Origin of the sequence: Janthinobacterium sp. SUN026, from assembly GCF_030397625.1 — a bacterium.
GTDB classification, from domain to species: Bacteria; Pseudomonadota; Gammaproteobacteria; order Burkholderiales; family Burkholderiaceae_D; genus Janthinobacterium; species Janthinobacterium kumbetense.
Genome location: NZ_JAPQNU010000004.1, coordinates 141,556 through 167,962, shown reverse-complemented (window position 1 = coordinate 167,962; position 26,407 = coordinate 141,556). Strand labels below are relative to the sequence as shown.

The following is a 26,407-nucleotide window of genomic DNA, read 5'->3' as shown; positions in this document are numbered from 1 at the left end:
GCGTCTCATCGGCATTGGGTTAACAGGCGGCGCAAGCTGCGCCGCGCGCGGAGTTGTTCGTCTGGGTTGGCATTACCATACTTCATCGCGGCATAGATTGCCAGAAACTGTGCGATGGCGGCGTGCGCTTCTTGTGTGGCCTTGCCTGCGGCCAAACGGGCAGCATAACCGTGCGGGCCTTCATGCGGCGCACGGCTGTAGCCGCGCCGCGCCTGCCGGTGGCAAAACTGCGCGTACAGGGCGTCGAGCGGATCGCCTTGCCGCGTCTGCCGCCACCAGACCAGTGCGCCGGCCAGGGCGGACAGCAGGGCCAGCACGGCGCAAGCGGCTGCCAGTTTCTTTGCCGGCAGGTTTTTCAAGCCATCGAGCATGGCGCGCCGGCGTTGCGGCGTGGTGTCGAGCACCCAGCTGCTCCAGGCTTGCTCGGCTTGCTGCCATTGCTGGCGCCACGCGGCCAGCGCTCCGTGCGCGCCGCCGTCGAGGCCAGCCAGGGCGCGCCATGCCGTCAGCGGCGATGGGGCCGGCGGCAGGGCGGCATCGAGGTTGCGCTCCGTGCGCAGGGGCGCGACGGCGCTGGTGGGATCGACGCGCACCCAGCCCCGGCCCGCGAGCCACACTTCGCTCCACGCATGGGCGTCGGACTGGCGCACGCTCAGGCTGTTGTCTGCCGCGCCATGCAGGCCGCCCTGGTAACCGGTGACGACGCGCGCGGGAATGCCCATGGCGCGCATCAGCACGACAAAGCTGCCCGCGTAATGTTCGCAAAAGCCCGCTTGCGTGGCAAACAGGAAGTCGTCGACGCCATGCTTGCCCAGCAGCGGCGGCTTCAGGGTGTAGCGGAAGGGTGCGCGGCGGAAGTGCTCGAGCACGGCGGCGATGGCGTCGGCGGGCGCCAGCGCCTGCGCGCCATGGCCGCGCAATGCGCGGGCCCAGGCCACGCTGCGCGGATTGCTGCCGGCAGGCAAGGCCAGCCAGGGCTGCTGCTGGGCAAAAGTCAGGCTGGCCTGCAAGCGGTAGCGGGGCTGGGAACTGACGCGGTAACGGACGGTCGAAGTAATGGGCTGTATGGTCAGCACTTCCAGCGCGGACGACACGACGTACGGATTGCCGGGCAAGCGTTCGATGCTGCGCGGCACGTCGAGCGCGAAGATGCGCCGCTGGCCGCTCGCTTGCAACGTCACTTCGTACTGGCTGGGCTGGCCTTCCAGGGCGATGTCTATCCGGCTGTCGCTGGCAGGCGTGCGCTGGCCAGCGCCCCTGCGCGTCCAGGTGGCGCCGTCGAAGTCGCCCAGCACCACGCCGCGCCAATACAGCTGGTCTTGCGGCGGGAGCGGTGTGCTGAAACGGGCTGTGAAGACGGGTTCGCTTGACAGGGCCAGCGAGGCGATGGCGCCCGGCTGCATGCTGTCGGACAAGCCCGTGCGCGCCTGCGTGCCTTCTGGTGCCGCGCCCCACAGGGGGCCGTCGACGCGTGGCACGGCAAGAAACATCACGGCCGACAGGGGAAGGGCCAGCGCCAGCATGCGTCCCAGCAAGCCCAGCCTGTGCGCCAGGCGTGGTTGCACGGCGCCATACTGGGACGACAGCAGGCCGGCCAGCAGGACGATGACGGTGGCCAGCATCCAGGCGGCGCTGACGATGCCTTGCGCATGAAAGAAGTTCGCCAACAGGAGGAAAAAACTGAGGAAGACAAAGACGAAGATGTCGCGCCGGCCATGCATTTCCAGCGATTTCAAGGCCAGCAGCAAGGCCAGCATGGCCACGCCCGCATCGCGTCCCAGTACGGTGCCGTAGCTGACATAGACGGCGGCGATGCCGAGCAAGGCCAGCGGCGCGAGCACGGCCAGCCGCGGCTGGCGCCGGCCCCGCAGGGTGATGAAGGCGCGCCACAGCAGGGGCGCGGCGGCCGCGGCCGACAGCCATGGGGGCAGGTGCAGCGCGTGCGGCGCCAGCACCATGGCGGCGGCCAGCAACAGCAGCAGGATGTCGGCCTTGTCGCGCGACAAGTTAGCTAGCCATTGCCTCATGCCATGGCCTCATCCTGTGGCAAATCGTGCAGGGCCAGCGCGCGCAGGCAGGCGTCGCGCTGGTGGGCGCCCAGGGCCGGCGCCACGGTCAGCGTGCCCAGGCGCAAGCCGTATGGCAGGCCCGTGCGTTCCGCCTGCAACACCCAGGCGGCCAGGCGCGACAATCGCGCTTCCGGCGCCAGCGCGTGCAGGGCGGCGTGCTCGAGCACGATGCTGTCAGGGGCGGCTCCCGTTGGTGCGTCGGCGGCTGGCTGGAATTGCTTGCTGAATAAATGCTCGCCGTCATGGCGGGCGATCTGGCGCCAGGCCAGGCGCCGCAAGGGGTCGCCCGCTTGGTAGGCGCGCACGCCCGCCAGTTCCACTGCCAGTTCCAGGGCGCCATCGGACGTGCGTGGCCGTGTTTGCTGCCGTGTCTGCTGTACCGTGCCAGCCGGCAAGGGCAGCGGCGGCGCGTTGTGCTCGGGTTGCGGATACACGAGCACGTGCGCTTCGGGCTGCCAATGGCACCAGGCGATAAACAGGCCCAGCGGGAAACTGCCGGACAGGCGCACCGGCGGGGCAATCACCCATCCGCGTTGCCGCGCCGCAACGACGATGGTGACGGCCGTTTCCCCGTGGGCGGCGATGTCGACCGGGCCGGGCGCCGCCGCCGAATCGCGCATGGTCAGGTGGATCGCATGGCGCGGGCGGGCGCTGCGGTTGATCAAGCGCAAGGTGAACGTGGCCTGACTGCCCGCGAACACGGGATTGCCCGGCGTGGCGGCCAACGCCAGGCCCGCCAGGTTACGGCTGGCAAACAGCATGTCGGCGATGGCGCAGGCGGCCGCGAAACAGGTCAGCGCGTAGCCCAGGCCCAGGCGGTAGTTGACGGCGGCGATCCACAGCGCCAGCAGCAGGGCGGCAAACGCCAGGCCCGCGCGCGAGGGACGGATGTGCACGCGCTGCGCGCCCAGCCAGGGGCGCGCCGGCAGCCAGCGGATGGTACGCAGGCGCACGGCTGTCAGACGGGTGTCGCCAGCAGCAATTGCTGCAGCAGCGTGCGGCTGTCCGTGACCCCTTGCGCGGCGTGCAGGCGGTGGGCGCAGACGGGAATGAGTACGGCTTGCACATCGTCGGGCGTGACGTGGTCGCGTCCGGCCAGGGCGGCCCAGGCGCGCGCCGCCTGCAGCAAGGCCAGCGCGGCGCGCGGGCTCAGGCCATCGGCAAACACGCCCGGCACGCGGGTGGCATGCACGAGGGACAGCACGTAGTCGACGACGGCAGGTGAGGCGTGGATGGCGCGCAGGCCCGCTTGCGCCTGCAGCAATTCTTCCGCGTTCATGACGGCCGGCAAGGTTTGCAGCATGGCGCGGCGGTCGGCGCCCAGCAGCAGCTCCCGTTCGGCGGCCGCATCGGGGTAGCCCAGGGTGACGCACATGAGAAAACGGTCGAGCTGCGATTCGGGCAGGGGGAAGGTGCCCAGCTGGTGCGCGCAGTTTTGCGTGGCGATGACGAAAAACGGCTGCGGCAGCGCGCGCGTGACGCCATCGAGCGTCACTTGCCGCTCTTCCATCGCTTCCAGCAAGCCCGATTGCGTCTTCGGCGTGGCGCGGTTGATCTCGTCGGCCAGCAGCACCTGGGTAAACAGGGGGCCAGGATGAAAGATGAAACTGCCACTGCCACGGTCATACACGCTCATGCCGGCCACGTCGGCGGGCAGCAGGTCGCTGGTAAACTGCTGGCGCTTCCATTGCAGGCCCAGCGAGATGGCCAGCGCATGCGCCAGGGTCGTCTTGCCCACGCCGGGCACGTCCTCGATCAGCAGGTGGCCGCCGGCCAGCACGCAGGCGAGGGTCTGGCGGATCTGTAACTGTTTGCCGACGAGAACTTCGCCGATCTGCTGTGCGGCCTGGTGTATTTTCGAAAACATGCTATTTCTATCACAGTAAGACGGATTATTTAATTTACAATCGCTTTGGCCAGGTCAAACCACGCCGCCCGTCGCCTGCGCGCTCGTGGTAGATTAGCGTGACAGCAAAGGCGGCAAGGGCGGCACAGACCAGCCAGTGATTTTATGCGAGAACGGGCCAGGCAGGCAGGAATGCTCTGCAGTGATTCCGGCATGCGTTCCCGGTATGGATAGAGAGCAGAGACAGAGGTAACCAGTACAGCGCATGAGCACAGCCATTTATACCCATCCCGATTGCCAGCGCCACGAAATGGGCGACTGGCATCCCGAATCGCCGGCCCGCTTGCAGGCCATCAACGATCAATTGATCCTGGCGCACATCAGCGACCTGGTCGAGCACCGCGACGGCGTGCGCGCGCAATTGTCCGATATCGAGCGCAACCACAGCGCCACGGCCATCGGCCTCGTGCGCGACAACGTGCCGCCCGCGGGCGATTATTACCCGCTCGACGGCGACACCCTGCTCAACGCGCACAGCTACGACGCGGCGCTGGCTGCGGCCGGCTCGGCCGTGGCCGCCACGGACGCCGTCATCGACGGCGAGATCAGCAACGCTTTTTGCGCGATCCGCCCGCCCGGCCACCATGCGCGGCCCAGCGAGCCCATGGGCTTTTGCCTGTTCAATAATATCGCCATCGCCGCCAAGCATGCGCTCGACGTGCGCGGGCTCGAACGGGTCGCCATCGTCGACTTTGACGTACATCATGGCAATGGCACGGCCGAATCCGTGGCGCACGATCCGCGCATCCTGATGGTCAGCTTTTTCCAGCACCCGTTCTATCCGTACAGCGACGTGGAATCGTACACGGACACGCGCGTCAACGTGCCCGTGCCGGCCCGCTCGAAAGGCGACGCCGTGCGCCAGCTGGTGCTCGACCACTGGCTGCCCGCGCTGCACCGGCAGCAGCCGCAGATGATTTTCATTTCCGCCGGTTTCGACGCCCACCGCGAAGACGACGTGGGCGGCATGGGTCTGGTGGAGGCCGACTACACGTGGATGACGCAGCAAATGATGGCCGTGGCCCATCAGTATGGCAAGGGCCGCATCGTCAGTTGCCTCGAAGGGGGCTACAACCTGTCGTCACTGGGCCGCAGCGTGGCCGCGCACGTGAAGGCGCTGGCGGAGCTGTAAGGAGTGAGCTTGAACTACAGCAGGCTGGGGCGGCTGCGGGAATTCGTGTGGCGGTGCGTCTGGTAGTCGAGCGCGTCGCCAGCCATGAAGCGGCGCCAGGCTTGCGTGTAGACGAGCGATGATTTATCCGCGTCAAAACTGTCGAGCTGCAACATGTCGCGGTGGTGCTTGATTTCATTGACCAATTGGTCATACAGCACTTGCAAGCCATAGCTGTCGGCGCTCTGGCGCTTCAGGCGCTCTTCCAGCTGCGCCACTTGCCCCTGCAATTGCCGGCATTCCTTCTTCCACTGCAACAGGCTGCCATTGCGCGGCACGCGCTTGGCCGCCGCCTTGGCCGGGCGCGCGCTGCCACGTTCGCATTCCACGTGTGCCGCTGGCGCCTTGCCAGTGTGTTCCATCACCATATCGAGCCATCCCTATCGCCTATCTCCCTGCACCCGGCGCTAGCCAGCCTGGAAAATAATTGCTTTTCATTTAAGAGGCGATATTAGAACATACTTCTTTATTTCTTTCAGTAAATATAAGAATCCATGTGGAAATATTTGACCTGGCTGCGCGGGCGGCGCCTTACTGGCGCTGCGCTGCCGGCGAGGGCGCTGCCAGGGCGGCTCCCGCCATTTTTCCGTCGTCGGCGTAGGTCAGGGTCAGCAGGGTATTGTCGTCCCAGTTCAGGTCATGCAGCGGCGGCACGAAGCGCTGCCGGTCTTGCGTGACGCGGATGTCCAGCGTGCGCTCGCCCGAGCGCGCCTGCACGGCAAGCAGCTTGCGCACCACGGGAAACGGCACGTGGATCAGCGACGAGTGGCATGGCCCGCCTGCCAGGCGGAACAGGTTGCGCCGGACAAAGGACAACTCATCCTGCTCGACGGCCCAGCGGATTTCGCATTCCAGGCGCAAGTCGCCCAGGCGGCGCACGTTCTGGGGCAGGCCCGGCGTATGGATGTCGGCGCGCCAGCGCAAGGTGTCGCGCTTCTTGTTGCTGACCAGGTCGGCATTCGCATCGTAGGCGGTCTTGTCGCGCGACAAGGTAAAGCCGCCGTCCGCCGCCAGCGGCACGGGGATCGACAGGTTGTCGGCCGACAAGTGCAAGGTCACGCCGTCGAGCCTGGCCTGCGGCGTGGCGGGAATCAGCATGAAGCGCAGCGGCGCGCCCGGCGCCAGGCGCTGGTGGTCGGCATACGCATCGAGTCCCTTGAGCATGGTGCGGTAGGGGCGCAGGTCGGGATCGCGCGTGCTTTGCACGTCGACAATCTGCTGCATTTCCTGGCTTGCCGCGTCGCCCCGCGCCGCCGCTTGTTCCTGGGCCATGGCGGGCAGCAGGCTGGCATAAAGGGAGGCGAGGAGGCAAAAGCGGGGAAAGTGCATGGATTGCGTGCCAGGTTAAGCTTGCGATGGGAAACCGTCCAGGCTGGACGGACTGCGAATCTTATCATTCATGTAACTGCCAAATTATCACCAATTGTCTCGTTCGTGTCGCACGGCTGGCATTGGCGGCGGAAAATGGGACGTCGTGGCGGCAACCACGTAAAATAGCGGATTGACCGAACGATTTTGAAAGCAAGAGCATGGCGATACAATGGTACCCAGGACACATGAACGCGGCCCGCAAGAAAGCGGCCGAGACCATGGAAAACACCGATCTGGTGATTGAAGTGGTGGACGCGCGCCTGCCGGCAGCCAGCTGCAATCCCATGGTGGACGAGCTGCGCCTGTTCCGCCAGCGCCCTTGCCTGAAGATCCTCAACAAGACCGACCTGGCCGATCCTGCCGCCACGGCCGCCTGGGTGGCGTATTTCAACGCCCAGGAAGGCGTGACCGCATATGCGATGACGACCAAGAAGCCGGGCGACGTGGCGCGCATCCCGGAACTGGCGAAATCGCTGGCGCCGCACCGCGGCGTGCCGACGAAGCCGCTGCGCATCATGATCATGGGCATCCCCAACGTGGGCAAGTCGACCCTGATGAACGCGCTGCTGAAAAAGCGCGTGGCCAAGGTGGGCGACGAGCCGGCCGTCACCAAGATGCAGCAAAAGTTGTACCTGGACAAGAACACGATTTTGGTCGACACGCCCGGCATGCTGTGGCCGAAGATCGCCATCCCCAGCGATGGCCTGATGCTGGCGGCCAGCCACGCCATCGGCTCGAACGCGCTGATCGAAGAGGAAGTGGCCGTGTTCCTGGCCGAGGAATTGCTCAAGCGCTATCCGGACTTGCTGGCGGCCCGCTACGGCACCAAGGTCGATGAAGTCGACGCCATCGGCGTGGTCGAGGGCATCGCCGCCAAGCGCGGCTTCCGCATCAAGGGCGGCGACTACGATTTCGAGAAAGCCTCGCATACCCTGCTGCTCGACTACCGCAGCGGCATCCTGGGACGCATTTCGCTGGAAACGCCGGATACGCGCGCGGCCCTGCTGGCCCAGCACGCGGCCGAGATGGCGGAAAAAGCGGCCAAGGCGGCGGAAATCGCCGCCGAGAAGGCCAGGAATGCGGCGCGCGGCAAGCGCGGCACGTAAGTTACCGCTTCACCATGCAAAAAGCGCCGCGACAGCAATGTCGCGGCGCTTTTTGCATGCGCTGGCCGATTAGCCGAATTTGAAGCTGGTGACGGCCAGCGCGCCAAAGAAATCCTCCTCGTGGTACACCACCTGCGCCGCTTCCTGCTCGGCCGCGCCCAGCGCCACCATCAGTGGTAGCAGATGGTCTTCCTGCGGATGAGCCTGGCGCGCGCCCGGCGCCTGGTCCCAGGCCAGCAATTGCTCCAGCCTTTGTTCTGGCGGCAAGGCCATGGCCTGGCGCAGCCAGGCGTCGAACTGGTGCGAGGCGACGGCGCCCGCCTGGCCGAACTGGCGCAGGTTGTGATAACTGAGGCCGCTGCCGAGTATCAGCACGCCCTGGCGGCGCAGGCTGGCCAGCGCGCGGCCCACCTCGACGTGCGTGAGCGGGTCGTAGCCGTGTTTCAGCGACAGTTGCACCAGCGGCATGTCCGCCTGCGGGTAGATGGGGAACAGGGCGCTGAAGGTGCCGTGGTCGAAACCCCGCTCGTGGTCCAGGCGTGCCGGATGGCCGGCCGCGTCGAGCAACTGTTTGACTTGCGCCGCCAGTTCCGGCGCGCCCGGCGCCGGGTACTGGATCTGGTACGTATGCGGCGGAAAGCCTGAATAATCGTAGATCATGCCCGGACGGGGGCTGGCCGAAACGAGGAATTGCGGCCCTTCCCAGTGCGCCGTGACGACCAGCACGGCCTTGGGACGCGCGCCGACCTGGCGCGGGATAGCCTGCAGCGACGCTTCCAGCACGTCGTAGCGGCCGCCGAACTGGTCTTTCATGAACGGCCACGGGCCGCCGCCGTGCGACAGGAAGTAGGTGGGGAAGGTGTGCTCTTGCATGGCGGCTCCTGGTGGGAATGGCTAACGATGGAACCATGATAGTCATGCGCAGTCAGTTGATCAAGATCGCTATTATTGATATATCATTTCCATTTTGTTGATGATTGGGTCGTCATGGATACCTTGCGCAGCATGCGCGTGTTTCGCGCCGTGGTGGAGCTGGACAGTTTTGTGCGCGCCAGCGAGCGCCTGGACCTGTCGCCGGCCATGGTCAGCAAGCATGTGATGCACCTGGAGCGCCACCTGGGCGCGCGCCTGCTGAACCGCAGCAGCCGCCACCTGAGCCTGACGGAAATCGGCAAGGTGTATTTCGAACAGTGCCGCGATATGCTCGACAATCTCGACGAGGTGGAAGCGACCGTCGGCCGCACGACGGTAGTGCCGCGCGGCATGCTGCGCCTGAGCGCGCCCGTCTGGTTCGCCAACGCCATCTTTACGCGCACCCTGGCCGCCTACCGCGAGCGCTTTCCGGAGGTGACCTTCGACATCGACCTCAGCGGCCGCGTGGTGAACCTGGTGGAAGAGGGCTTCGACCTGGCCCTGCGCGTGAGCCAGGCCCCATCGCCGACCCTGATCGCGCGGCCCATCGGCAGCATCGAATTCCACCTGGTGGCCGCGCCCGCCTATCTGGCGCGCGCGGGCCACCCGCACCTGCCGCAAGACCTGGCGCAGCACGCCATGATCAGCTATTCCTTGTTGGCAAACGGCAATGAACTGGCCTTCGACGGGGCACAGGGGCGCGAGACGGTGAAGTTTTCGCCTGTCCTGCAATGCAATAACGAAAGCCTGCTGCACGCGGCCGTGCTCGACGGCATGGGCATCGCGCTGCTGCCGTCGTGGCAGACGGATGCGGACCTGGCGGCGGGGCGGCTGGTGCGCCTCTTCGACGATTTCAAGCTGGCGGGCGGCAAGGTGTACGCCGTGTACACGAGCCGCCGCTACCTGTCGTCGAAAGTGCGCACCTTCATCGACTTCCTGGCCGATGAAGGGCGCCTGGGGGCGTGATTACGCGAGCGAGCGCTTGACGTCAATCAAGGCGAACAGGCGCGCGCTGCGCATCCACGCCAGCACCAGCGCGGCCAGCTGCGTCACCAGCAAGCCGGCCACGATGGCCAGCGGGCCGGGCGCTGCCAGGTTCAGGCGCGCCACGCCCAGCAGCGCATACAGCGCCAGCCCCAGCAGGGTGATGACGAGGTAGATGGCCAGGCTGGCCAGCGGACGCCGGCGCAGCATGCCCAGTCCCCGCCACCAGGCCTTGACGGCCGACGTGCGGCGGCGGTCGACGGCCAGCGCCGCGCGGCCCGCGTCGAGCGTGGCGCAGGCCAGCAGGAACAGCAAGCCCGTGAGCAGCAAGGCCAGGTGGCGGGCCAGGTCGGCGTCCGCTTCCAGGATGGCCTTTGCCGCGTGCTTGTCGGCCAGTTTCAGCGCGCCGGCGCCGATCGCCAGCGCCACGCCCAGCGGCACGATGCTCCACAGCAACATGCGCAGCATGCGGCCGTATTCGCTGAAGGCACCCGTCAGCAGGGGGCCGAAGCCGGGTGGCGCAGGCGCGCGCGCGGCCGTCACCACCAGGCCGCTCAGCAGCGGCGACAGCAGCAGGGCCAGCACGACGCCGGTGATGGCGGCCTGGCTGATGGCGGCGCCGTTGCGTCCCGTGTTGGCCACCAGGTCGGCCAGGGTCATCAGGTCGAGCTTGTGCGCCAGGGCCGCCGCATGCACGGCGTTATCGAGGCTGGCGCTCAAGGTGCGCCAGAGGGGTATGACGGCAAGGATGGCGGGGACCAGCAGCAGGCCCGCCCACAGCAGCAGCAAGCGCCATTGCAGGGCGGCGCGGCCGGCGCGCGTGGTCAGGGTCAGGCCGCTGGCCCGTGTCGTGGAAGTGGCGCTCATACGGTGGCAATCAGGGAAAGGAGGTATTGGAAGACGGCGGCAAGGTCGAAGCTCCAGCGCCGCGCGGCCGAGGTGTCGGCTTTCAGGGTGCGGCTGTCATCGAGCTTGTTGACGTCGAGGTAGTGCACGCGGTCGGGATCGAGTTCGGCCGAGACGGCCTTCACGGGCTTGCTCCAGGTGTAGCGCTGCCACAGCTGCTCGTTATCCCACACCACGCGTTCGGAGCTGCCGTCGGCGAATTTCACCAGCAGCACCTGCGGCACGGGCGCGCCGCGGCGGCGCAAGACCACGCTGGTGAGATAAGGATACGGGCCCGTGCCGGGCTTGGCGTCCGGATGCGCCTTGTCCCACGCCTCGCGTACCTTTTTCTCCTCTTTTTCCAGCGCTTCGGCCGTATGTTCCACGCGCTTGCCGTTCACCACCGCCATGCCGGCCAGCGGCGTCTGCTCTTCGCTGGTGAAGGTGCCGATGCGGTCGTCGATATTCGCGCTGGCATAGACCTGCTGCGCGAAGACCTGTTCCACGATGCGGCGCTGGCCCGTCGCCTCGGCCAGCGTTTCGCGCAGGTCGGCCACGCTCGGGTGGCGGAATTTCCACTGTTCGTAATAGGCCTTGAAGCCCCGTTCCATGGCTTCGCTGCCGATGCGCGCCTCCAGGTCGCGCATGGTGATGGCCGTGCGGCTGTAGACGGGGCCCACGCCCTGCAGGCGGTTCCACGCGTTCTGGCCCAGCGGGTCGGCCGCATCCTGGCGCGGGGCGGCCATGCGCTCGAATTCGAAGACCTTGAAGACGGGATCGAAGCCCAGGCGCTTGAGCAGGGGCGTGGTGGCGTGGATGTCCTGGCCGCGCGCGCGCAGCATGCGCTGATCCCAGTATTCGTTCAAGCCTTCGTCGAGGAGGGGTTCCTCGAACTCGTTCGACGCCAGGATGCCATAGAAATAGCCATGACCGAATTCATGGATGGTGACGAAATCGAGGCCGAATTCGGGGATGGTCTTCGGCTGCAGGTTGGCGTAGCTCGAGGCCGTGATGAAGGTCGGGTATTCCATGCCGCCCGCTTCGGCCGCGTTAAACGGCGGAATCACCACCGTCAGGGTCTTGTACGGATACGGGCCCAGGGTGCGCGAGAAATACGTGAGCGAATCCTTCGCCGCCTGCAGCGCGGGCGCCGCGTTCGACGCGTATTCGGGCGGGTACAGCACCTTGATGGCCACCGGCGGGCTGCCCGGGCCGCTCCAGCTGCCCGTCAACGGCTGCGCGCTGCGCTTGTCTGCCGTCCAGGCGAAATCGTGCACGTCGCCCTGCACATAGTGATGCGTGAGCATGCCGTTCTTTTCCTGCGGCGCGGCCTGCAGTTCGCCCGTGGCGCCCACCGTGTACTCCTTGGGCACGGTCAGCTTCACGTCGTAGTTGCCGAAATCGGCGTAGAACTCCGAATTGAGGTGGAATTCATGCGCGTTCCAGCGCGGCGCGGTGGCGCCCCGTTCGCCGGGCAGTTCCAGCACGGCGATCTTGGGGAACCACTGGCCCACCAGGTGGAAGCTGCCGAAATAGCCGGTGCGCGCGATGACGCGCGGCAGCTGGTCGAAGAAGCGGATGTCGAGCGTCGTCTCGGCGCCCGGCGCGACGGCCTGCGGCAAATCGACGCGCACGACCGTGCGGTCGGTGGCCGGGCCGTTGTCCGGCTGGACGAAATGCCAGGGCGCCTTGGCGCCGTTCTGCGTCATGCTGCGCAGTTCGATGTAGCCCCACTCGCCGTCGCGCGTGTCGACCCCCGAGCGGAAACCCGTGTCGAGCTTGCGCTTTTCGGTGAAGAAGGTCGAATGTTCGCCTTCGAAGGCATTCAGGTACAGGTGCAGGTACACGCTGCTGACGGCTTGCGCGCTGCGGTTGCGCCAGCGCAGTTTCTGCTGGCCGTCTATCGTGTGCTTGACGGGATCGAGCGTCGCTTCGATCTGGTAATCGACGACGCGGTCCGACAGGGTCGCTTGCGCGCCTGTGCGCGCACCGCCCCAGGCATTGCTGGCGCTGGGCGTGCTGACGGCCGACGCATGCGGCGACGCCAGGGCGATGCCGTCGGCGGACGGCGCCAGCGGCGTGGGCGCGCCGGCCGGCTTGCCTTGGCTTGGCTGGGCGAACAGGTCGGCCTGCAAAGCAAGGCCGGCCAGCAGCATGGCGGTGATGGAAAGGGCTTTGAGCTTGCCCGAGATGGGGAAAAAACCAATGCTGCGGCGCGTGCCGCGGGGACTTGGCGGCCCCCGGCGCGTTGTGCTACGACTTTCCATGCGTGACTCCCACAGTGACTTCTTATTGTTGATTTTTAAATGCAGTCGGCTGCGCCCGGGATCGCCGGGCGCACCTTAATATACCTACAAAAATGCCAAATAACCAATAAAATATTGGCATAAGGAAAGTACCGCCGGGCTGGCGCTTGCGGCGCCGTGCGCCGTGCGTATAATGATTCGCTTTTGCCATCCCTCCGTTCCACCAGCGCGCGTCCGCGCCGCGGTGACGCCTCAAGCCTGCCGCCATGATGCCTGCCCCTCCCATCCTGACCATCGCCACGCGCACCTTGCTGCTGTGCGCCCTGGCCATGCCGGCGTGCGCGCAGGAAGGCGTGGATGCCGGCGCGGCCGGCGTCACGCATGGCGACGTGTCCGCCGAGCTGGCGCAGGGCGGCCAGCACAGCGTGCGCGGCGCCCTGTCGCGCGAACAGGACGGCATGACGCTCGATGTGGCCATGGATGGGCTGCGCAATGGCAATTACCGCGATGGCAGCGTGTTTCACCAGCGCGGCTTCAACGGCGGCGCGGAATGGAAGGCGCGCCAGGGCCGCTTCGGCTTCAGCGCCGACCAGCTGAAGCAGGACACCCGCTATCCCGCGCCCGAGGCGCCGTTCCTGGCCTTGCTGTCGGCGCGCCCGGAAGACCTGTACCGCTATGAGGTGCGGCGCGCCAGCGCCTTCGTGCAGCGTTATGTGGGCAGTTTCGAGCTGGGCGTGGAACTGTCGCAGCGGGAAAAGCGCGCCACGGCCCACTATGCGGGCGAGTACGGCAGCAGCGAATCGAGGTACAGCAGCCGCCGCCGGCAACTGGCGCCCCGCCTGCGCCATTACGGCAAGGTGGGCGGCGTGGGCACGGATACGGAAGTGGGCCTGGACCTGATGCAGTGGCAGCGGCGCTCGGACCGCGATGGCGACGGACAGCGCCGCCAGTATTCGCGCGCGCTGCTGCTGCGCGAAGAGCTGGCCTTCGGCGGCCCGTATGCGCCGCGCCTGCTGCTGGGGCTGCGGCATGAACAGTTCCAGCTCGATCCGGCCGACCTGCCCGCCGGCGGCAGCGACTGGGAAAACCAGAATGCCTGGGACTTGCAGGGCAGCCTGCAATTGCGCCCGCAATTGAGCGTCTACGCCAAGGCCGCGCGCAGCTACCGCATCGACGACGATGGCTATACCCGCGCCGGCTACCGCCCCCTGGCGGGTCAGTTGCGGCGCGAAATGGAAGTGGGCGCCACCTTTGGCGACGCGGCGCGCAGCGCTTCCGTGCGCGTATTCAGCGAGCGCCTGAGCAACCAGATCGTCTTCGACCAGAGCCTGGGCCAGCTGGGCTTTGCGGGCAACCTCGACCCCTCGCGCCGCGACGGCATCGCCATCGAGGCCAGCATGGCGCTGGCGCGCGACTGGCGCCTCGACGGCCAACTGCGGCAAGTGCATGCGCGCTACGACGATTACGCCTATGACGGCCCGGATATCGCCCTCGTGCCGAAAACCCTGGCCAGCCTGCGCCTATACTGGACGGGGCAGGGCGGCGCCAGTGCCGACGCGGGCGTGCAATGGCTGCGCGCGCTGCGCTATGGTCCCGATTTCGCCGGCAGCTGCCTGGCGCAGGTGCCCGCGTTTGCAACCGTGGACGGGCGCTATGTGCACAAGCTGGGCGCCTGGGAGCTGGAACTGGCCGGCAGCAACCTGGCCAACCGCCGCCATTTCGGCGATGCGCCCGGCTGCCGCTCCAGCATTTACCTCAAGGATGCGCGCCAGCTGCGCGTGTCGGCGCGCTACCATTTTTGAGGCGCGGGCGCAGCGGGGCTTAAATACGGCTTAAGCTGGCGCAAACCGGGGCGATAAACACGGCTTTTTTCCGCCCGGGCCTCATCGCCTGGCGCAAAAAGTGGTAATCTCGCCCCGTTCACGACCATTTATGATGAAGGATTATTATGCGTTTTCTGCGTTTCTTGCGTCCCCTGCTTGCCGCTGTCACCCTGGTGGCGGCCACCGGCGGCGCCATGGCGGCCGATACCGGCTTTACCACGCTCCCGACGCCAGTGCGCACGGACACGGGCAAGAAGGTGGAAGTGGTGGAGTACTTCATGTATTCCTGCCCGCATTGCTACGCGCTCGATCCGCTGATGCACGACTGGGTCAAGAAGCAGGGCGACAAGATCGCCTTCCGCCGCATCCACCTGGCCTTCTCCGGCCCGAAGGATCCGCAGGCGCACGCCTACGCCACGCTGGAGGCGATGGGCCAGCTGGACCAGTTCCACGACAAGATCTTCCGTGCCATCCACGTCGAGCGCAACCGCCTGAACCGCGATGACGCCATCCTCGACCTGCTGGTGAAGAACGGCATCGACAAGGCGAAATACCTGGACATGTTCAATTCCTTCGGCGTGCAGACCAAGCTGAAACGCAATGAACAGCTGATCACCGCCAGCAAGATCGACAGCGCGCCGACCATCGTCATCGATGGCCGCTTCGTGACGTCGCCGGCGCAGCTGTCGCGTCCGGGGCAGTCCGAGCCGCAAACCCAGACAGCGACCCTGCGCGTGATGGATGAACTGGTGGCGCGCGTGCTGAAAGAGCGCGCCCCCGCGCCAGCGAAGAAGTAATACAGGAGAACGTCATGAAACAGCTGCCCTGGACCCTGTGCGCGCTGGCTCTTGCCCTCGTGGCCTGGCTGGCGATTGCCATCGTCAGCGTGGAAAACCAGCGCAATGCGCTGGCCACCAAGGCGTGCGTGGACCCCGCGTTCAAGAACGAGGTCGACGCGAAATGCCTGGCGTCCGTGCAGTCGCGCGAGCACTGGTGGCAGCATCTGACTTACGCCATGACGCATTTCAGGCCATAGAACGCCGGATAAAATCTACTGCGCGTCGCGCGTCGCGCTTTGCGGCCGGCGATGCTCACCGTAATAAAGTACGGTTGCGCTTCTCGGCCACAAATCACTGCCGCTCGCTACGATTTTCTCCGGCGTTGTGACGATAAGGAATAGACAGACAAACTGCCCGCCTTGCGCGGGCTTTTTTACGCCTGCAGCTTACAGGTATCATGAAGCCACAACCATTCAGGAGGGGCGATGAAGGAAGTGATCTTGATTACCGGTAGCAGCCGCGGCATCGGCGCGGCGACGGCGCAGCTGGCGGCGCGCCAGGGCTATGCCGTTTGCGTCAACTATGTGCGCGATGCGCAGGCGGCCGAGGCGCTGTGCGCGCGCATCGTCGCCGGCGGGGGCGAGGCCATCGCCGTGCAGGCTGACGTCAGCGATGAAGCCGACGTGCAGCGCCTGTTTGCGGAAGTCGACGCGCGCCTGGGGACCTTGACGGCGCTGGTCAACAATGTGGGCGTGCTGGAGCAGAAATGCCGGCTGGCCGACATTTCCGTGCAGCGCCTCGAACGCGTGCTGCGCACCAACGTGATCAGTTATTTCCTGTGCTGCCAGCAAGCCGTGCGGCGCATGTCGACGGCCAATGGCGGGCAGGGCGGACGCATCGTGAATGTCTCGTCGGCAGCCGCGCGCCTCGGCTCCCCGGGCGAATACATCGATTACGCGGCCTCGAAAGGCGCCGTCGATACGCTCACCATCGGCCTGGCGAAGGAAGTGGCGGCCGAGGGCATCCGCGTCAACGGCGTGCGCCCCGGCATCATCTACACGGACATCCACGCGTCGGGCGGCGAACCGGGACGGGTGGCGCGCCTGGCGTCCGGCGTGCCCATGCAGCGGGGCGGCCAGCCGGAAGAAATCGCCGACGCCATCCTGTACCTGCTGGGACCGGGCGCCACGTATGTGACGGGCAGCATCCTCGACGTGGCCGGCGGCCGCTGATTTTCAACTACTGCAAGCAAGTGATTCAATCTTGGGGCCAATTATCAAATAGGGCAAGCGAGTCCAGAATGACGGGGTGCCCTATGCAGCAGGCACGCCGATCAACCCACCTGGATTCATTATGCCCGCACCTGTTCTTGCCCCCGCCATCCTGGCCCTTTCTCTGCTGGCCGCTGCCGCGCCAGTCCATGCCGCCGACGTGGCGCCTTCACTGCCCATGCCGGCCCACCTGGCCGGCGCCGCCGCCACCGACAAGGTGGTGCTGGCCGCGCGCCGCTATGCCGCGTTCTGGCAGAGCGGCGATCCGGCCCTGGCGCGCCTGGCGCTGGCCGACGATTTTACCGATCGCAGCTTGCCCGCCGGCCGCCCGCAGGGACTGGCCGGCCCGCTGCAGGCGTCACAGGTCTTTCACGCGGCCGTGCCGGATTTGCAGGTGGCCATCGACGACATGCTGGTGGCCAGCGACCGTGTCACCTTGCGCCTGCATTTCACAGGCCGCTTCACGGGCGTCTTCCCCACGCCGCAGGGCGAGGTGCGCGGCAAGGGACAAGCCATCGACTTTTACGCGTTCGATCTGTACCGGGTCAATGCGCAGGGGCGCATCAGCGACAACTGGCACCTGGAAGATAATCTGACCCTGCTGCGCCAGCTGGGCGTGCTGGCGCCCTGACCGTGGCCCGCTAGCGCTGCGCCGGCAGGGCGGCGAATTGCTGCAGCAGGAAGTCGGCCAGCAGGGCCACGCGCGGCGGCTGGAAGCGGCTGCGCCGGTACAGCAGGTTCAGGGGGACGCTGTCGGCAAAGTAATCGTCGAGCACCGTGTGCAAGCGCCCCGCGCGCAGGTCGTCGCCGATGTCGAGCAGGGATTTGTAGGCATAGCCATGGCCGGCCACGGCCCAGCGGCGGATGATTTCGCCATCGTTGCTGTGCCAGGCGCCTTGCGGGCGCAGGCTGTGGCGCTTGCCATCCTCACGGTAGCGCCACTCCTGCGGCGCGCCGTCACCCGCCGTCAGCACGAGCGTCGGCAGCAGCGCCAGGTCGCGCGGTGTGGCCGGCACGCCCACTTTGGCGGCCAGCGCGGGCGCCACGCACACGACGCGCCGGCCCGGGTGCAGCAGGCGCGCCACCATGTCGCTGTCGGGCAGCTCGCCGTAGCGGATGGCCAGGTCGATATCGTCCTGCACCAGCCTGGCCGTGGCGTCCGTCAAGGTCAGCGCATGGCGCACCTGCGGGTGCAGCGCGGCAAAGCGGTCGAGCATGGGCAGCAGCAGCTGGCGGCCGATGTCGGACGGCGCCGAGATGCGCACCACGCCGCGCACGGCGGCGCCGCCTGCAGGCAAGCCGTCTTCCGCCTGCGCCAGCAAGTCCAGCGCCTGTTCGCTGTAGTGGCGGTAGTGCAGACCCTCTTCCGTCAGGCGCAGCTGGCGCGTGGTGCGCTCGAACAGGGTGACGCCCAGCGCCGTTTCCAGGCGCGCGATGGCGGCGCTGGCGGCGGCCGGCGACAGGCCGTGCTTGCGGCCGGCCGCGGAAAAGCTGCCCAGCGCCGCGGCGTTGAGGAACAGGGCGATTTCCGCCAGGCGTCCGGCGCCGCCGCGGCTCATGCCGGGTGCGCGGCCGCTGGCTTCGGCGCCGGTGCGGAATGCGCCGAGTGGGGCGTGATCACCACGGTGCACGTGGTGCCGGCCACCAGCAATTGCCCCTTCGGCTGCTCGTCGATGTGGATGCGCACGGGCACGCGCTGCGCCAGGCGCACCCAGTTGAAGGTGGGATTGACGTCGGCCAGCAATTCCCGGCCCGTGGCGGCGTCGCGGTCGGTGATGCCGCGCGCGATGCTCTCGATGTGGCCATGCAGGGTGCCGCCGCTCATCAGATTCATTTCCGCCTTGTCGTCCTGCGCCAGCATGCCCAGCTTGGTCTCTTCGAAGTAGCCGACGACGTAGTACGAGGCGCTGTCGATGACGGCCAGCTTGGCCGCGCCGACGGCGGCGAAATCGCCCTTGTGCACGTTCAGGTTGGTCACGTAGCCGCTGACGGGGGCGCGCACGGTGGTGCGCTCCAGATTCAATTGCGCCAGCGCGCGGGCGGCCACGGCGGCCTGCACTTGCGACGAGGCCGAGCTGGCGGCAAAGGCCGCGCTTTCGCGGCTTTCCGTCGAGATGATGCTGGCGTCGAGGCCTGCGCGGCGCTGCGCTTCCTTGCCGCGGCGGCCCATCTCCGTTTTTTGCGCCGCCAGCACGGCGTCGGCCTGCGCCAGCGCGCTCGCATAGCGTTCCTTGTCGACGACGAACAGCACGTCGCCTTTTTGCACCACCTGGTTGTCGCGCACCAGCACGTCCGTGACGGTGCCGGCCACGTCGGCGCTGATGTTGACGATGTCGGCCTTGATGCGGCCGTCGCGCGTCCACGGCGACTCCATGTAGCGGTCCCAGACGGTCTTGCCTATCCACAGGGCTGCAGCCAATAGCAGCAGGGTGATTGCATAGCGGGTCAGTTTGCTTACCATGTCGGCAGCCTTTCCTTGATTGGATTGAACAGTTTTTTTTATTTGTAAAGCGATAAGGCCAGCGCGCCGAAGATGGCGATGAAGATGCACAGCCGCGCCAGCGACGGGTGCCACACCATGCGGTACACGCCCAGCCAGCCCAGCACGCGGTCGAGCAGGGTTTGCAGGCCGATGCTGAGGATGAACAGGGGCAGCAGGGTAGGAATCAGAATTCCGAACAGGGCGAATTCACGCGGCATGGTGGTCTCCGGCGCCAGGCGCCATGTGGTCGAGTAAAGAGGTGTAGATCGAATGCAGGTCGGCCAGCGCCGTCTGCAGGCGCGCGCTGCGCTCGGGTGTGACGCCGGCTTCGTTCTGCGCCGCGCGCACCACGGCGCCCGCCTGCAGGGTCGCCGCCAGGGCCGCCTGCAGTGCCGTGTCGCCGCGCGTGCGCAGCCAGCCGGCGATGTGGTCCACGCACTGCTGCAGCGCGTGGCGCGTGGCGCCCGGCCGGGCGGTCGCGATCAGTTCGCGCAATTCGATCACCGAGTGGCCGATTTCCAGCAGGGTCAGGGCCTGGCGCACGACGGCGCGCGTGGCCTCGCCAGGCGCCGGGCCGGCCGCCGCATTGAGCTGGCTGAGCAAGTCGCGCACGCGGTTGTCGAAACGGTGTTTCACGCGCCGCGCCGGCGCCGTGCACGCATGCAGCGCTTCGCGCCACAGGGCGCGGCCGATATGGTCCTTGTGGCCCATCGTGTGCTCGGGCAACAGCACGGCAAACACGAGGGCGGCCAGCATCAGGCCGACGATCAGCGCCATGCCCGTGTTGAGGAAGGCGGCGCCGTCGACATGCATCAGATTTGTCGGCGCCATCTGCGTGATGAAGGTCGACACGCCCAGGCCCACGCCCAGCTTGGCCGGATTCGTCATCAGATACAAGCCCACGGCGAGGAAGGGCGCAAAACTCAGTACCAGCATGGGGAAGCCGTCGCCATGCACCAGCACGAAGTACACGCAGACGAGCGACAGCGGCATGGCGATCAAAAAACCCGCCAGCACTTGCCGGATCATCAGGATGGGGCGCGGCGAGGACGAGGCCAGCGCGCAGAACACGGCCGCCATCAGCATCGCCGTGCTGGCGTAGGGCCAGGCGAGGAAGTAGGCGCCCAGCGCCAGCAGGGCCAGGCTGATGGCCGCGCGCGCGCCGCTGGCGATCACCAGCGCGGGCGGCGTCTTCGGCGCGTAGGCCTGCGGCGTGCTGATTTCCAGTGGCGTATCGTGCGCCAGGCTGAAATACACTTCGTGAAAGCGGCTCATGTCGCGCGCGAAGCGCTCGAGCAGCTCGCACACGGTGTCGAAATCGATGCGCTGCGCATGCGCGATGGGGGCGCCGTCGATGTCCGCGCGGGCCTGCCCCAGCGCCGTTTGCAGGTGCTGCTGCATGGTGTCGAGCGAGTCTTGCGACGGCGTCGTTTGCAGCGCTTCGGCGACGATGGCGTACAGGGGCGCGCAAGCCTGCATGACTTGCGTCTCGTCGTCGCGCTGCAGGCGGTCGAACAGGCGGTGGAAGGTATAGAAGGTGGTCAGCGCCGTCATGAAGGTGGCGTTGAAGGCATGCAGCTTGCGGTTTTGCGCGCGCACGTGGCTCACTTTGCTGGTGACTTCGAACAGGGCGGCCGAGCGGCCCAGTTCCAGCGCCGCCACGTCGGCGGCGAATTGCAGGTGCGTCAGCTCCACCTGCGCCGGCGTGAGTTTTTGCTGCAGCACGTCCTGGCAAAAGGTGAGGAATTTGCCGTAGCGCGCTTGCACCGTGCGCATCACCTGCGTGCCCTGGTGGCGCGGCAGCAGCACGCTGGAGACGGCCGCCGAGCAGATGATGCCCAGGCCCACTTCAGCCACGCGCGTGACGGCCAGCGCGAACACCTGCATCGGCTGCTCGATGGCGGGCAGCACGATCATGCAGGCCGTGTAGCCGGCCAGCACGTACACATACGATTGCGCGTTGCGGTGCAGGGCCGAGCCGCTCGTGCACAGACCCACCCACAGGGCCAGGCCGGCGAACAGCAGCACGGGCTGCTGCGGGAACAGGCCGATCAGGGTCAGCGCGGCCGTGCATCCGAGCAGGGTGCCGCACAGGCGGTAAAAGCTTTTTTCCAGCACCATGCCGCTGCTGGGCAGGGCCAGGATGATGGTCGTGGTCATCGCCGTGCTGGGCGAATCGAGGCCCAGGCGGTAGGCCAGCCACAGCGCGCAGAACGAGGCGATGAGGGTCTTGCCGACGTAGATCCAGCGTTCGCCTTCCGTCGAGCGCCAGTCCTGCAGCGCCAGCGCCAGCCAGTGGGCCGCCCGGGTCAGGGGGCCGTATATAGGTTTTGTTGCTGTGGCTGGCGTCATCGATAGGCTATCAGTTCTGGTTGTTGAGATTGTTGAGGTTGCGCAACTGGCGCATGTACAGCTTGTCCAGCACTTGCAGCTCTTCGTCCGTGAAACCTTCGTACAGGGCCGAGGTTTCCTGGTACACGTCCGGCAGCGCCGTTTCGATCAGGGCGCGGCCCTTGTCGGTCAGCGAGATCATCACGGAGCGGCGGTCGCCGGGGCGCGTGCCGCGGTGGATCAGTCCGCGCGTTTCCAGGTCGTTGCACACGCGCGTCAGGTTGGCCGGCTTTTCATGGCACGCCATGCCCAGGGTGCAGGCGTTCGAGGTTTCGTCGTCCGTGCCGTACAGCACGGCCAGCACCATGTAGCTGGCATCGACCAGGTCGTGCTTTTTCAGCGCGGCATTGGTCAGATCCTTCATGCCTTTTTGAATGTGGTACGTCATGCGCAACAGGCGCATCAGTTCCATGGGGAAGCCTGGCATGCGCGTGCGGATGTTTTGCAGCCGCTTGGAGGTGGCGTCAAAAGCGGTCATGTCATATTCCTTCATGTGTGAATAAAGTTCCGATTGTATCTTGTTGGGCTAGGGCAATGCCAGGATTGCAAGCTCAGATGCCGCCTCCCAGTGCATTCATCAAGGAAACGTACAGATCGAGCTCGCGCGCCCCATTTTGCGCCTGCTGCTGTTCTTCCGCCAGCAGCGCCACTTGCGTGTTGAGCATGTTGATGGCGTCGCTCATGCCCGCCTTGTAGGCCTTTTCCGCCAGGTCGCGCGCGCGCTGCGCCGTGGCCAGCGCCTGCACGGTCAGCTGGTGCTGCTTTTCCAGCGACTGGGCCTTCGTGACGGCGTTGGCCACGTCCGACATGGCGTTGATGACGGTGGCGTTGTATTGCTCCACGGCACCGTCGTACACGGCCGTCTGGCTGCCCAGCTGGGCGCGCAGGCGGGCGCCGGCGAAGATGGGCAGGCTCAGCGCGGGCGAGACGCCGCGGATGTCCGAGTTGGCATCGAGAAAATGGCTGAAGCCGAAGGCCTGGAAGCCGGCAAAGGCCACCAGGTTGACGTTCGGGTAGAACTCGGCCTTGGCGGCGTCGATGCGTTGCGCCGCCGCTTCCACGCGCCAGCGCTGGGCGGCGATGTCGGGGCGGCGGCCGATCAGGTCGGCTGGCAGGGCGGCGGGAATGGCCAGCGGCTGGTCCAGGCGCAGCACGGGCCGCGTGAGCGCCGCACCGGCTGCCGGACCCTTGCCCGATAGGGCCGCCAGCTGGTTGCGCAGCAGGGCCAGCGACTCGGCCGACTGTTCCAGCTGGCGCCGGCCGGCGGGCAAAGTGGTTTCTATTTGCGCTACATCAATATCGGTGCCGATGCCGGCTTGCTTGCGCTGGCGCGTGATGTCGAGGATGCGGGCGCGCTGCGCCAGGCTGCGTTCGATCACGTCCTGCAGCTGGAATTCATACGACAGCTGGATATAGGTGCGCACCAGCGCCGTTTCCAGCGCCAGGCGGGCCATCTGCGATTCGGCCGACGCCATCTGCACGTCGCCCAGGGCGGCGGACAGGGCGGCGCGGTTGCGGCCCCACAGGTCCAGGTCGTACGAAGCCGTGACGGTGGCCTGGTTGCGCCAGGCGTAATTGCCGGCCAGGGGCGCCGGCGTGCTGCCATGCTGCGAATACAGTTCGCGGTTGATCGAAACATTCGCGTCGGCCTGCGGGCGGGTCTTGTCTTCCGCCGCGCCCGCCAGCGCCTCGGCCTGGCGCACGCGCGCCTGGGCCCCGCGCAGGGTAGGGCTGTCGGCCAGCGCCTGCTCCATCAGGCGGTTCAATTGGGGGTCGTGCAAGTCTTGCCACCATTGCGTGCGCGGCCATTGTATGGCGGCGCTGGCGGCGGCATCCATGGCCTGGCTCGCCTGCAGCTTGTTGGCGTCGAGCATGGCCGATTGCGGCGCGATATGGCCCATGTCGGCGCAGGCGCTCAAGGCAAGGATCAGGCTGGCGGCAAGCAAACGGCGGTGCAGGGACATGCAGGGACTCCGGGAAAGATCGTGTTGGGGGTGCTGCTGACAGCTCGCCGCGGTGAGCTTCGGGAGTGGCCCGAGTGCTGCGCCGCAACTGAGGTGTGTTACTGACTGAAACCGGCTGACTGGTTTCTTATTTCACGACGTGCTTGGTCGTTTGCGCGACGTCAAAGTCTGCTTCCGTTTGCGGGATCAGGCCAGCCTTGCGGGCGGCGTAGAACTCGGCCATGACTTCTTCGCGCGTCACTTTGCTGGCGGCGGTGGCCGGCGTTTTCGGGTAGTCGACTTCGCTGGTGGCGATTTCGCCGGCGTTGCGGGCACGGATGTATTCGGCCGTGACGTCAGCGCGCGTAAGTTGCTGGCTGGCAGCGGCAGGCGCGGCGCTTTGGGCGAAAGCCGACGTGGCGGCGGTGATGGCAAACAATGCTGCGATGAGTGATTTGGCTTGCATGATAAAACTCCAATATGTGCATGATGGCTGGGTGGATGGGCCGGCTCGCCACGTACCGGTCGGTTCGGCGGCATGGCGCTGGTGGGCGCCGTGCCGCCGATGAAGCAGTTTCTGGATGAGAAGATGCTTACTTGAATTAACTATATCAATGAATAGTACATTTGTGAAGTAATTTCTGAAAATAGTTGTGCGCCGCCGCATTTTTCCCACGGAAATGCCGTGCAGGCGTGCGCCGCAGGCCAGGCCAGCGGAGTAAGCTGGTTTTTTATGAACGGGAGGCCGCCATGAGCAGCAGCACACTCGATCCGGACAATTTGCCCGTCACGCCTGACCGCGTCCTGGGCAGCGGCCATGGCAAGGGGGCGCTCGGTCCCAGCGACAGTTCCGACAGCGGCAGCGACATGCAGGGCGTGCCGGGTCAGGATGCGGAAGCGCTGGAGAACGACAGCGATGCGGCCGGCACGGGCGAGCGGGCCGGCGTGGAGCCGCGCAATACGGTGCCCGACGGCGGCGACATCGACGTCGATCATGTGGAAAGCGTGGCGCCCGTGCAGCCGGCGCAGGGTGGTGATGGCGAATTGCCCCCATGAATTACCGCCTCTCCTGCGCCATCGGCGTAAAATGCAGGCAAGGCGGCGTGCGCGCCGCCATGGCCAGCCGGCCGGTACAGGATAGGATGTCAGAGGATGCAAACGCAGATGTCGGAAGAGAAAGAAAAAGACTTGATGTCGATGTACCGCGAGACGCGGCCGCGCGAGTTTTTTGGCGAAAAAAGTAACACCAATCACCTGGCCTGGAGTTCGCTGGTGGTCTTGCTGGCGCTGGCGTTCTGGCTCGTCGTGGCCCTGGCGGCGGCGGAGAATCAGCGTTACGCGCTGGAAACGAAGGTGTGCCAGGATCGTGTCTTCCCCGCGGAAATCGACACGTCTTGCCTGAAACAGATCAAGTCGCGCGATCACTGGTGGCAGCACGTGGGCCATGCGCTGGTGCGGATGGGCGCCTGAGCGGCGCAAGCATATCCTGAAGGACGCGCCGCTGCAGCGATGACGCCGGCGCCCTTCCTGTTGCGGGAGGCGAGATGCCACGCGATACTGCACGGGAACAGCCGCAATGGCTGTTTACGCGCCACAGTGCCTTGACGGTGCGCCAGTTGCTGCGCGCCTATGGTGTGCTGTGCCTGTTTTCCACCGCCATCGCCGCCGCCTTTGCGCTGCGCGGCTACTGGTACATTCCCGTCTTTTCATTTGCCGAACTGGTCTTGGTGGCCATTTCCCTGCTGTATTACCTGCGCCATGCCCGCGACTACGAGCATCTGGCCCTGCGCGACGGCGTGCTGGTCGTCGAACAGGTGAGCGCCGGCCGGCGCCAATGCAGCAGCTTTCGCCCCTGGTGCACGCATATCGTCGTGCCGGAGGGGCCGCGCCAGCTGATATGCATCAGCTGCGGCGACACGCATGTGGAGGTGGGCGCCTTTGCCACGCCGGAGCGGCGGCGGCAGGTGGCGCAGGAGTTGCTGGCCTGGCTGCCGCCGCCCTTGTAGCCGTCGTGATTGCGTTACACGGCCCGCGACGGACCTTCCCACAGATTGATATGGCCTTCGCGCGCCTGCACGTCGATGGCGGCCAGCTCGTCGGCCGTGAATGACAATTGCTGCAGTGCAGCCACGTTTTCGCGGATTTGCGCGCTGCTGCTGGCGCCGATCAGGGTCGAGGTGACGCGCGGATCGCGCAGCACCCAGGCCAGCGCCATCTGCGCCAGGGTCTGCCCCCGCTGCGCGGCGATCTGGTTCAGCGCGCGCACGCGGGCCAGGTTTTCCGCGCTCAGGTGTTTTTGCAGCAGCGAGCCGCCGCCGGGGCGGTTGACGCGGGCATCCTGCGGCACGCCGTCCAGGTATTTGTCGCTGAGCAAGCCCTGCGCCAGCGCCGTGAACGTGATGCAGCCCATGCCTTCTTGCTGCAGGGTATCGAGCAAGCCGTCTTCCTCGATCCAGCGGTTGAGCATATTGTAGGCTGGCTGGTGGATCAGACACGGCACTTTCCACTCTTTCAGCAGTTTGGCTGCCTCGGCCGTCTTTTGCGGCGAATACGAGGACAGGCCCACGTACAGCGCCTTGCCCTGCTGCACGGCGGTGGACAGCGCGCCCATGGTTTCTTCCAGCGGCGTGTCGGCGTCGTAGCGGTGCGAGTAAAAGATGTCGACGTAGTCGAGGCCCAGGCGCTGCAAGCTCTGGTCCAGGCTGGCCAGCACGTATTTGCGCGAGCCGCCGCCCTGGCCGTACGGGCCCGGCCACATGTCCCAGCCTGCCTTGGTGGAAATGATCAGTTCATCGCGGTACGGTAAGAAATCGTCGCGCAGCAGCTTGCCGAAATTGCTTTCCGCGCTGCCATATGGCGGGCCGTAGTTGTTTGCCAGGTCGAAATGCGTGATGCCCAGGTCGAAGGCCGTGCGCAGCATGTCGCGCTGCGAGGCCAGGCTGTTGCTGTCGCCAAAGTTGTGCCACAGTCCCAGGGACAACAGCGGCAGTTTCAGCCCGCTGCGCCCGCACGTGCGGTATTGCATGGTGTCGTAGCGGTTTTCGGCGGCGTGGTAGGTCATGGCATCT

At 66.3% G+C, this 26,407-nt stretch carries 27 protein-coding genes; 11 read left to right on the top strand and 16 right to left on the bottom strand.

From position 1 onward, the window contains the following. Positions 1-5: 5 nt before the first annotated feature. The 3 genes from OX459_RS19140 to OX459_RS19130 are packed head-to-tail and all read right to left on the bottom strand — an operon-like array spanning position 6 to position 3,936. Entirely contained in the window at positions 6-2,027 is a 2,022-nt protein-coding gene (locus tag OX459_RS19140) for a DUF3488 and transglutaminase-like domain-containing protein (protein ID WP_289906205.1), read from the bottom strand. Further along, entirely contained in the window at positions 2,024-3,022 is a 999-nt protein-coding gene (locus OX459_RS19135) for a DUF58 domain-containing protein (RefSeq protein WP_289906204.1), read from the bottom strand. The genes OX459_RS19140 and OX459_RS19135 overlap by 4 nt, the downstream gene beginning before the upstream one ends. A gap of 5 nt (positions 3,023-3,027) precedes the next feature. Beyond that, positions 3,028-3,936 carry an AAA family ATPase gene (locus OX459_RS19130; RefSeq protein WP_289906203.1) on the bottom strand — a complete coding sequence of 303 codons (909 nt, stop codon included), beginning with the start codon at positions 3,934-3,936 and terminating at the stop codon, positions 3,028-3,030. Positions 3,937-4,180: 244 nt separating this feature from the next. Between OX459_RS19130 and OX459_RS19125 the strand changes: the two genes are divergently transcribed. Further along, positions 4,181-5,107: a histone deacetylase family protein gene (locus OX459_RS19125; RefSeq protein ID WP_099665135.1), complete on the top strand. Its 927-nt coding sequence runs from the start codon at positions 4,181-4,183 to the stop codon at positions 5,105-5,107. Between the two features lie 14 nt (positions 5,108-5,121). On the opposite strand, the gene OX459_RS19120 is transcribed toward OX459_RS19125, so the two are convergent. Together OX459_RS19120 and OX459_RS19115 are read right to left on the bottom strand one after the other, a co-directional pair. Continuing rightward, positions 5,122-5,508, bottom strand: a complete 387-nt coding sequence (locus tag OX459_RS19120; protein WP_143451364.1) for a hypothetical protein — start codon at positions 5,506-5,508, stop codon at positions 5,122-5,124. A 169-nt stretch (positions 5,509-5,677) separates the two neighbouring features. Beyond that, positions 5,678-6,475 carry a hypothetical protein gene (locus OX459_RS19115; protein ID WP_289906202.1) on the bottom strand — a complete coding sequence of 266 codons (798 nt, stop codon included), beginning with the start codon at positions 6,473-6,475 and terminating at the stop codon, positions 5,678-5,680. A gap of 200 nt (positions 6,476-6,675) precedes the next feature. Between OX459_RS19115 and ylqF the strand changes: the two genes are divergently transcribed. After that, positions 6,676-7,623 (top strand): ribosome biogenesis GTPase YlqF, encoded by a 948-nt coding sequence (gene ylqF / locus OX459_RS19110; RefSeq protein WP_083411975.1) that lies wholly within the window; start codon positions 6,676-6,678, stop codon positions 7,621-7,623. Positions 7,624-7,692: 69 nt separating this feature from the next. On the opposite strand, the gene OX459_RS19105 is transcribed toward ylqF, so the two are convergent. Further along, positions 7,693-8,496, bottom strand: a complete 804-nt coding sequence (locus tag OX459_RS19105; protein ID WP_289906201.1) for a class III extradiol ring-cleavage dioxygenase — start codon at positions 8,494-8,496, stop codon at positions 7,693-7,695. A gap of 114 nt (positions 8,497-8,610) precedes the next feature. Here OX459_RS19105 and OX459_RS19100 point away from each other — a divergent pair, with 114 nt between their 5' ends. Next, the gene (locus OX459_RS19100) at positions 8,611-9,501 is read left to right on the top strand and encodes a LysR family transcriptional regulator (RefSeq protein ID WP_289906200.1); all 891 of its coding nucleotides are present in this window, start codon (positions 8,611-8,613) and stop codon (positions 9,499-9,501) included. On the opposite strand, the gene OX459_RS19095 is transcribed toward OX459_RS19100, so the two are convergent. Together OX459_RS19095 and OX459_RS19090 are read right to left on the bottom strand one after the other, a co-directional pair. Beyond that, the gene (locus tag OX459_RS19095) at positions 9,502-10,386 is read right to left on the bottom strand and encodes a hypothetical protein (RefSeq protein ID WP_289906199.1); all 885 of its coding nucleotides are present in this window, start codon (positions 10,384-10,386) and stop codon (positions 9,502-9,504) included. After that, positions 10,383-12,671, bottom strand: a complete 2,289-nt coding sequence (locus tag OX459_RS19090; protein ID WP_289906198.1) for a M1 family metallopeptidase — start codon at positions 12,669-12,671, stop codon at positions 10,383-10,385. Before OX459_RS19090 ends, OX459_RS19095 begins: the two co-directional genes overlap by 4 nt. Positions 12,672-12,916: 245 nt before the next feature. On the opposite strand from OX459_RS19090, the gene OX459_RS19085 reads away from it, so the two are divergent. The 5 genes from OX459_RS19085 (at position 12,917) to OX459_RS19065 (ending at position 17,154) form a co-directional block, all read left to right on the top strand. Next, positions 12,917-14,452: a TonB-dependent receptor gene (locus OX459_RS19085; RefSeq protein WP_289906197.1), complete on the top strand. Its 1,536-nt coding sequence runs from the start codon at positions 12,917-12,919 to the stop codon at positions 14,450-14,452. A gap of 146 nt (positions 14,453-14,598) precedes the next feature. Continuing rightward, positions 14,599-15,270 (top strand): thiol:disulfide interchange protein DsbA/DsbL, encoded by a 672-nt coding sequence (locus OX459_RS19080; RefSeq protein WP_289906196.1) that lies wholly within the window; start codon positions 14,599-14,601, stop codon positions 15,268-15,270. Between the two features lie 14 nt (positions 15,271-15,284). Beyond that, positions 15,285-15,509 (top strand): hypothetical protein, encoded by a 225-nt coding sequence (locus OX459_RS19075; protein ID WP_289906195.1) that lies wholly within the window; start codon positions 15,285-15,287, stop codon positions 15,507-15,509. Between the two features lie 228 nt (positions 15,510-15,737). Next, complete coding sequence (locus tag OX459_RS19070) at positions 15,738-16,484, top strand: SDR family oxidoreductase (RefSeq protein ID WP_289906194.1); 747 nt, start codon at positions 15,738-15,740, stop codon at positions 16,482-16,484. Positions 16,485-16,701: 217 nt separating this feature from the next. Further along, on the top strand, positions 16,702-17,154 hold the full coding sequence (locus OX459_RS19065) for an ester cyclase (RefSeq protein WP_289906424.1): 453 nt from the start codon (positions 16,702-16,704) through the stop codon (positions 17,152-17,154). A gap of 10 nt (positions 17,155-17,164) precedes the next feature. Here the strand turns inward: OX459_RS19065 and OX459_RS19060 are convergent, their stop codons facing one another. The 7 genes from OX459_RS19060 to OX459_RS19030 form a co-directional block, all read right to left on the bottom strand. Continuing rightward, complete coding sequence (locus tag OX459_RS19060) at positions 17,165-18,082, bottom strand: LysR substrate-binding domain-containing protein (RefSeq protein ID WP_289900001.1); 918 nt, start codon at positions 18,080-18,082, stop codon at positions 17,165-17,167. Further along, complete coding sequence (locus tag OX459_RS19055) at positions 18,079-18,984, bottom strand: efflux RND transporter periplasmic adaptor subunit (RefSeq protein WP_289906193.1); 906 nt, start codon at positions 18,982-18,984, stop codon at positions 18,079-18,081. The genes OX459_RS19060 and OX459_RS19055 overlap by 4 nt, the downstream gene beginning before the upstream one ends. 38 nt (positions 18,985-19,022) lie before the next feature. Next, positions 19,023-19,223, bottom strand: a complete 201-nt coding sequence (locus OX459_RS19050) for a DUF1656 domain-containing protein (protein WP_070224633.1) — start codon at positions 19,221-19,223, stop codon at positions 19,023-19,025. Beyond that, positions 19,213-21,357 carry an FUSC family protein gene (locus OX459_RS19045; protein ID WP_289906192.1) on the bottom strand — a complete coding sequence of 715 codons (2,145 nt, stop codon included), beginning with the start codon at positions 21,355-21,357 and terminating at the stop codon, positions 19,213-19,215. The genes OX459_RS19050 and OX459_RS19045 overlap by 11 nt, the downstream gene beginning before the upstream one ends. A 10-nt stretch (positions 21,358-21,367) precedes the next feature. Next, a complete protein-coding gene (locus OX459_RS19040) occupies positions 21,368-21,874 on the bottom strand; it encodes a MarR family transcriptional regulator (protein WP_034782299.1) in 507 nt (168 codons plus the stop codon). Between the two features lie 73 nt (positions 21,875-21,947). Further along, positions 21,948-23,360 carry an efflux transporter outer membrane subunit gene (locus OX459_RS19035; protein WP_289906191.1) on the bottom strand — a complete coding sequence of 471 codons (1,413 nt, stop codon included), beginning with the start codon at positions 23,358-23,360 and terminating at the stop codon, positions 21,948-21,950. Positions 23,361-23,487: 127 nt separating this feature from the next. After that, on the bottom strand, positions 23,488-23,805 hold the full coding sequence (locus tag OX459_RS19030; RefSeq protein WP_180278609.1) for a DUF4148 domain-containing protein: 318 nt from the start codon (positions 23,803-23,805) through the stop codon (positions 23,488-23,490). A 284-nt stretch (positions 23,806-24,089) separates the two neighbouring features. Here OX459_RS19030 and OX459_RS19025 point away from each other — a divergent pair, with 284 nt between their 5' ends. The 3 genes from OX459_RS19025 to OX459_RS19015 all read left to right on the top strand — a co-directional run bounded on the left by OX459_RS19025 (position 24,090) and on the right by OX459_RS19015 (position 25,345). Continuing rightward, the gene (locus tag OX459_RS19025) at positions 24,090-24,395 is read left to right on the top strand and encodes a hypothetical protein (protein WP_289906190.1); all 306 of its coding nucleotides are present in this window, start codon (positions 24,090-24,092) and stop codon (positions 24,393-24,395) included. 96 nt (positions 24,396-24,491) lie between these two features. Continuing rightward, on the top strand, positions 24,492-24,809 hold the full coding sequence (locus OX459_RS19020; protein WP_099665117.1) for a hypothetical protein: 318 nt from the start codon (positions 24,492-24,494) through the stop codon (positions 24,807-24,809). 74 nt (positions 24,810-24,883) lie between these two features. After that, complete coding sequence (locus OX459_RS19015) at positions 24,884-25,345, top strand: DUF2244 domain-containing protein (protein ID WP_289906189.1); 462 nt, start codon at positions 24,884-24,886, stop codon at positions 25,343-25,345. Positions 25,346-25,359: 14 nt separating this feature from the next. On the opposite strand, the gene mgrA is transcribed toward OX459_RS19015, so the two are convergent. After that, the gene (gene mgrA / locus OX459_RS19010) at positions 25,360-26,400 is read right to left on the bottom strand and encodes an L-glyceraldehyde 3-phosphate reductase (RefSeq protein WP_289906188.1); all 1,041 of its coding nucleotides are present in this window, start codon (positions 26,398-26,400) and stop codon (positions 25,360-25,362) included. Positions 26,401-26,407 lie beyond the last annotated feature (7 nt).

What these genes read in the sequence shown, in the direction of transcription:
- OX459_RS19040 (WP_034782299.1), bottom strand. Translation starts at nt 21,874, where the DNA reads ATGACCGCTTTTGACGCCACCTCCAAGCGGCTGCAAAACATCCGCACG.
- OX459_RS19085 (WP_289906197.1), top strand. Translation starts at nt 12,917, where the DNA reads ATGATGCCTGCCCCTCCCATCCTGACCATCGCCACGCGCACCTTGCTG.
- OX459_RS19050 (WP_070224633.1), bottom strand. Translation starts at nt 19,223, where the DNA reads ATGCCGCGTGAATTCGCCCTGTTCGGAATTCTGATTCCTACCCTGCTG.
- OX459_RS19080 (WP_289906196.1), top strand. Translation starts at nt 14,599, where the DNA reads ATGCGTTTTCTGCGTTTCTTGCGTCCCCTGCTTGCCGCTGTCACCCTG.
- OX459_RS19120 (WP_143451364.1), bottom strand. Translation starts at nt 5,508, where the DNA reads ATGGAACACACTGGCAAGGCGCCAGCGGCACACGTGGAATGCGAACGT.
- OX459_RS19140 (WP_289906205.1), bottom strand. Translation starts at nt 2,027, where the DNA reads ATGAGGCAATGGCTAGCTAACTTGTCGCGCGACAAGGCCGACATCCTG.
- OX459_RS19020 (WP_099665117.1), top strand. Translation starts at nt 24,492, where the DNA reads ATGCAAACGCAGATGTCGGAAGAGAAAGAAAAAGACTTGATGTCGATG.
- OX459_RS19070 (WP_289906194.1), top strand. Translation starts at nt 15,738, where the DNA reads ATGAAGGAAGTGATCTTGATTACCGGTAGCAGCCGCGGCATCGGCGCG.
- OX459_RS19060 (WP_289900001.1), bottom strand. Translation starts at nt 18,082, where the DNA reads ATGAGCCGCGGCGGCGCCGGACGCCTGGCGGAAATCGCCCTGTTCCTC.
- OX459_RS19090 (WP_289906198.1), bottom strand. Translation starts at nt 12,671, where the DNA reads ATGGAAAGTCGTAGCACAACGCGCCGGGGGCCGCCAAGTCCCCGCGGC.
- OX459_RS19115 (WP_289906202.1), bottom strand. Translation starts at nt 6,475, where the DNA reads ATGCACTTTCCCCGCTTTTGCCTCCTCGCCTCCCTTTATGCCAGCCTG.
- ylqF (WP_083411975.1), top strand. Translation starts at nt 6,676, where the DNA reads ATGGCGATACAATGGTACCCAGGACACATGAACGCGGCCCGCAAGAAA.
- OX459_RS19075 (WP_289906195.1), top strand. Translation starts at nt 15,285, where the DNA reads ATGAAACAGCTGCCCTGGACCCTGTGCGCGCTGGCTCTTGCCCTCGTG.
- OX459_RS19025 (WP_289906190.1), top strand. Translation starts at nt 24,090, where the DNA reads ATGAGCAGCAGCACACTCGATCCGGACAATTTGCCCGTCACGCCTGAC.
- OX459_RS19100 (WP_289906200.1), top strand. Translation starts at nt 8,611, where the DNA reads ATGGATACCTTGCGCAGCATGCGCGTGTTTCGCGCCGTGGTGGAGCTG.
- OX459_RS19105 (WP_289906201.1), bottom strand. Translation starts at nt 8,496, where the DNA reads ATGCAAGAGCACACCTTCCCCACCTACTTCCTGTCGCACGGCGGCGGC.
- OX459_RS19015 (WP_289906189.1), top strand. Translation starts at nt 24,884, where the DNA reads ATGCCACGCGATACTGCACGGGAACAGCCGCAATGGCTGTTTACGCGC.
- OX459_RS19095 (WP_289906199.1), bottom strand. Translation starts at nt 10,386, where the DNA reads ATGAGCGCCACTTCCACGACACGGGCCAGCGGCCTGACCCTGACCACG.
- OX459_RS19125 (WP_099665135.1), top strand. Translation starts at nt 4,181, where the DNA reads ATGAGCACAGCCATTTATACCCATCCCGATTGCCAGCGCCACGAAATG.
- OX459_RS19030 (WP_180278609.1), bottom strand. Translation starts at nt 23,805, where the DNA reads ATGCAAGCCAAATCACTCATCGCAGCATTGTTTGCCATCACCGCCGCC.
- OX459_RS19035 (WP_289906191.1), bottom strand. Translation starts at nt 23,360, where the DNA reads ATGTCCCTGCACCGCCGTTTGCTTGCCGCCAGCCTGATCCTTGCCTTG.
- mgrA (WP_289906188.1), bottom strand. Translation starts at nt 26,400, where the DNA reads ATGACCTACCACGCCGCCGAAAACCGCTACGACACCATGCAATACCGC.
- OX459_RS19055 (WP_289906193.1), bottom strand. Translation starts at nt 18,984, where the DNA reads ATGGTAAGCAAACTGACCCGCTATGCAATCACCCTGCTGCTATTGGCT.
- OX459_RS19130 (WP_289906203.1), bottom strand. Translation starts at nt 3,936, where the DNA reads ATGTTTTCGAAAATACACCAGGCCGCACAGCAGATCGGCGAAGTTCTC.
- OX459_RS19065 (WP_289906424.1), top strand. Translation starts at nt 16,702, where the DNA reads ATGCCGGCCCACCTGGCCGGCGCCGCCGCCACCGACAAGGTGGTGCTG.
- OX459_RS19045 (WP_289906192.1), bottom strand. Translation starts at nt 21,357, where the DNA reads ATGACGCCAGCCACAGCAACAAAACCTATATACGGCCCCCTGACCCGG.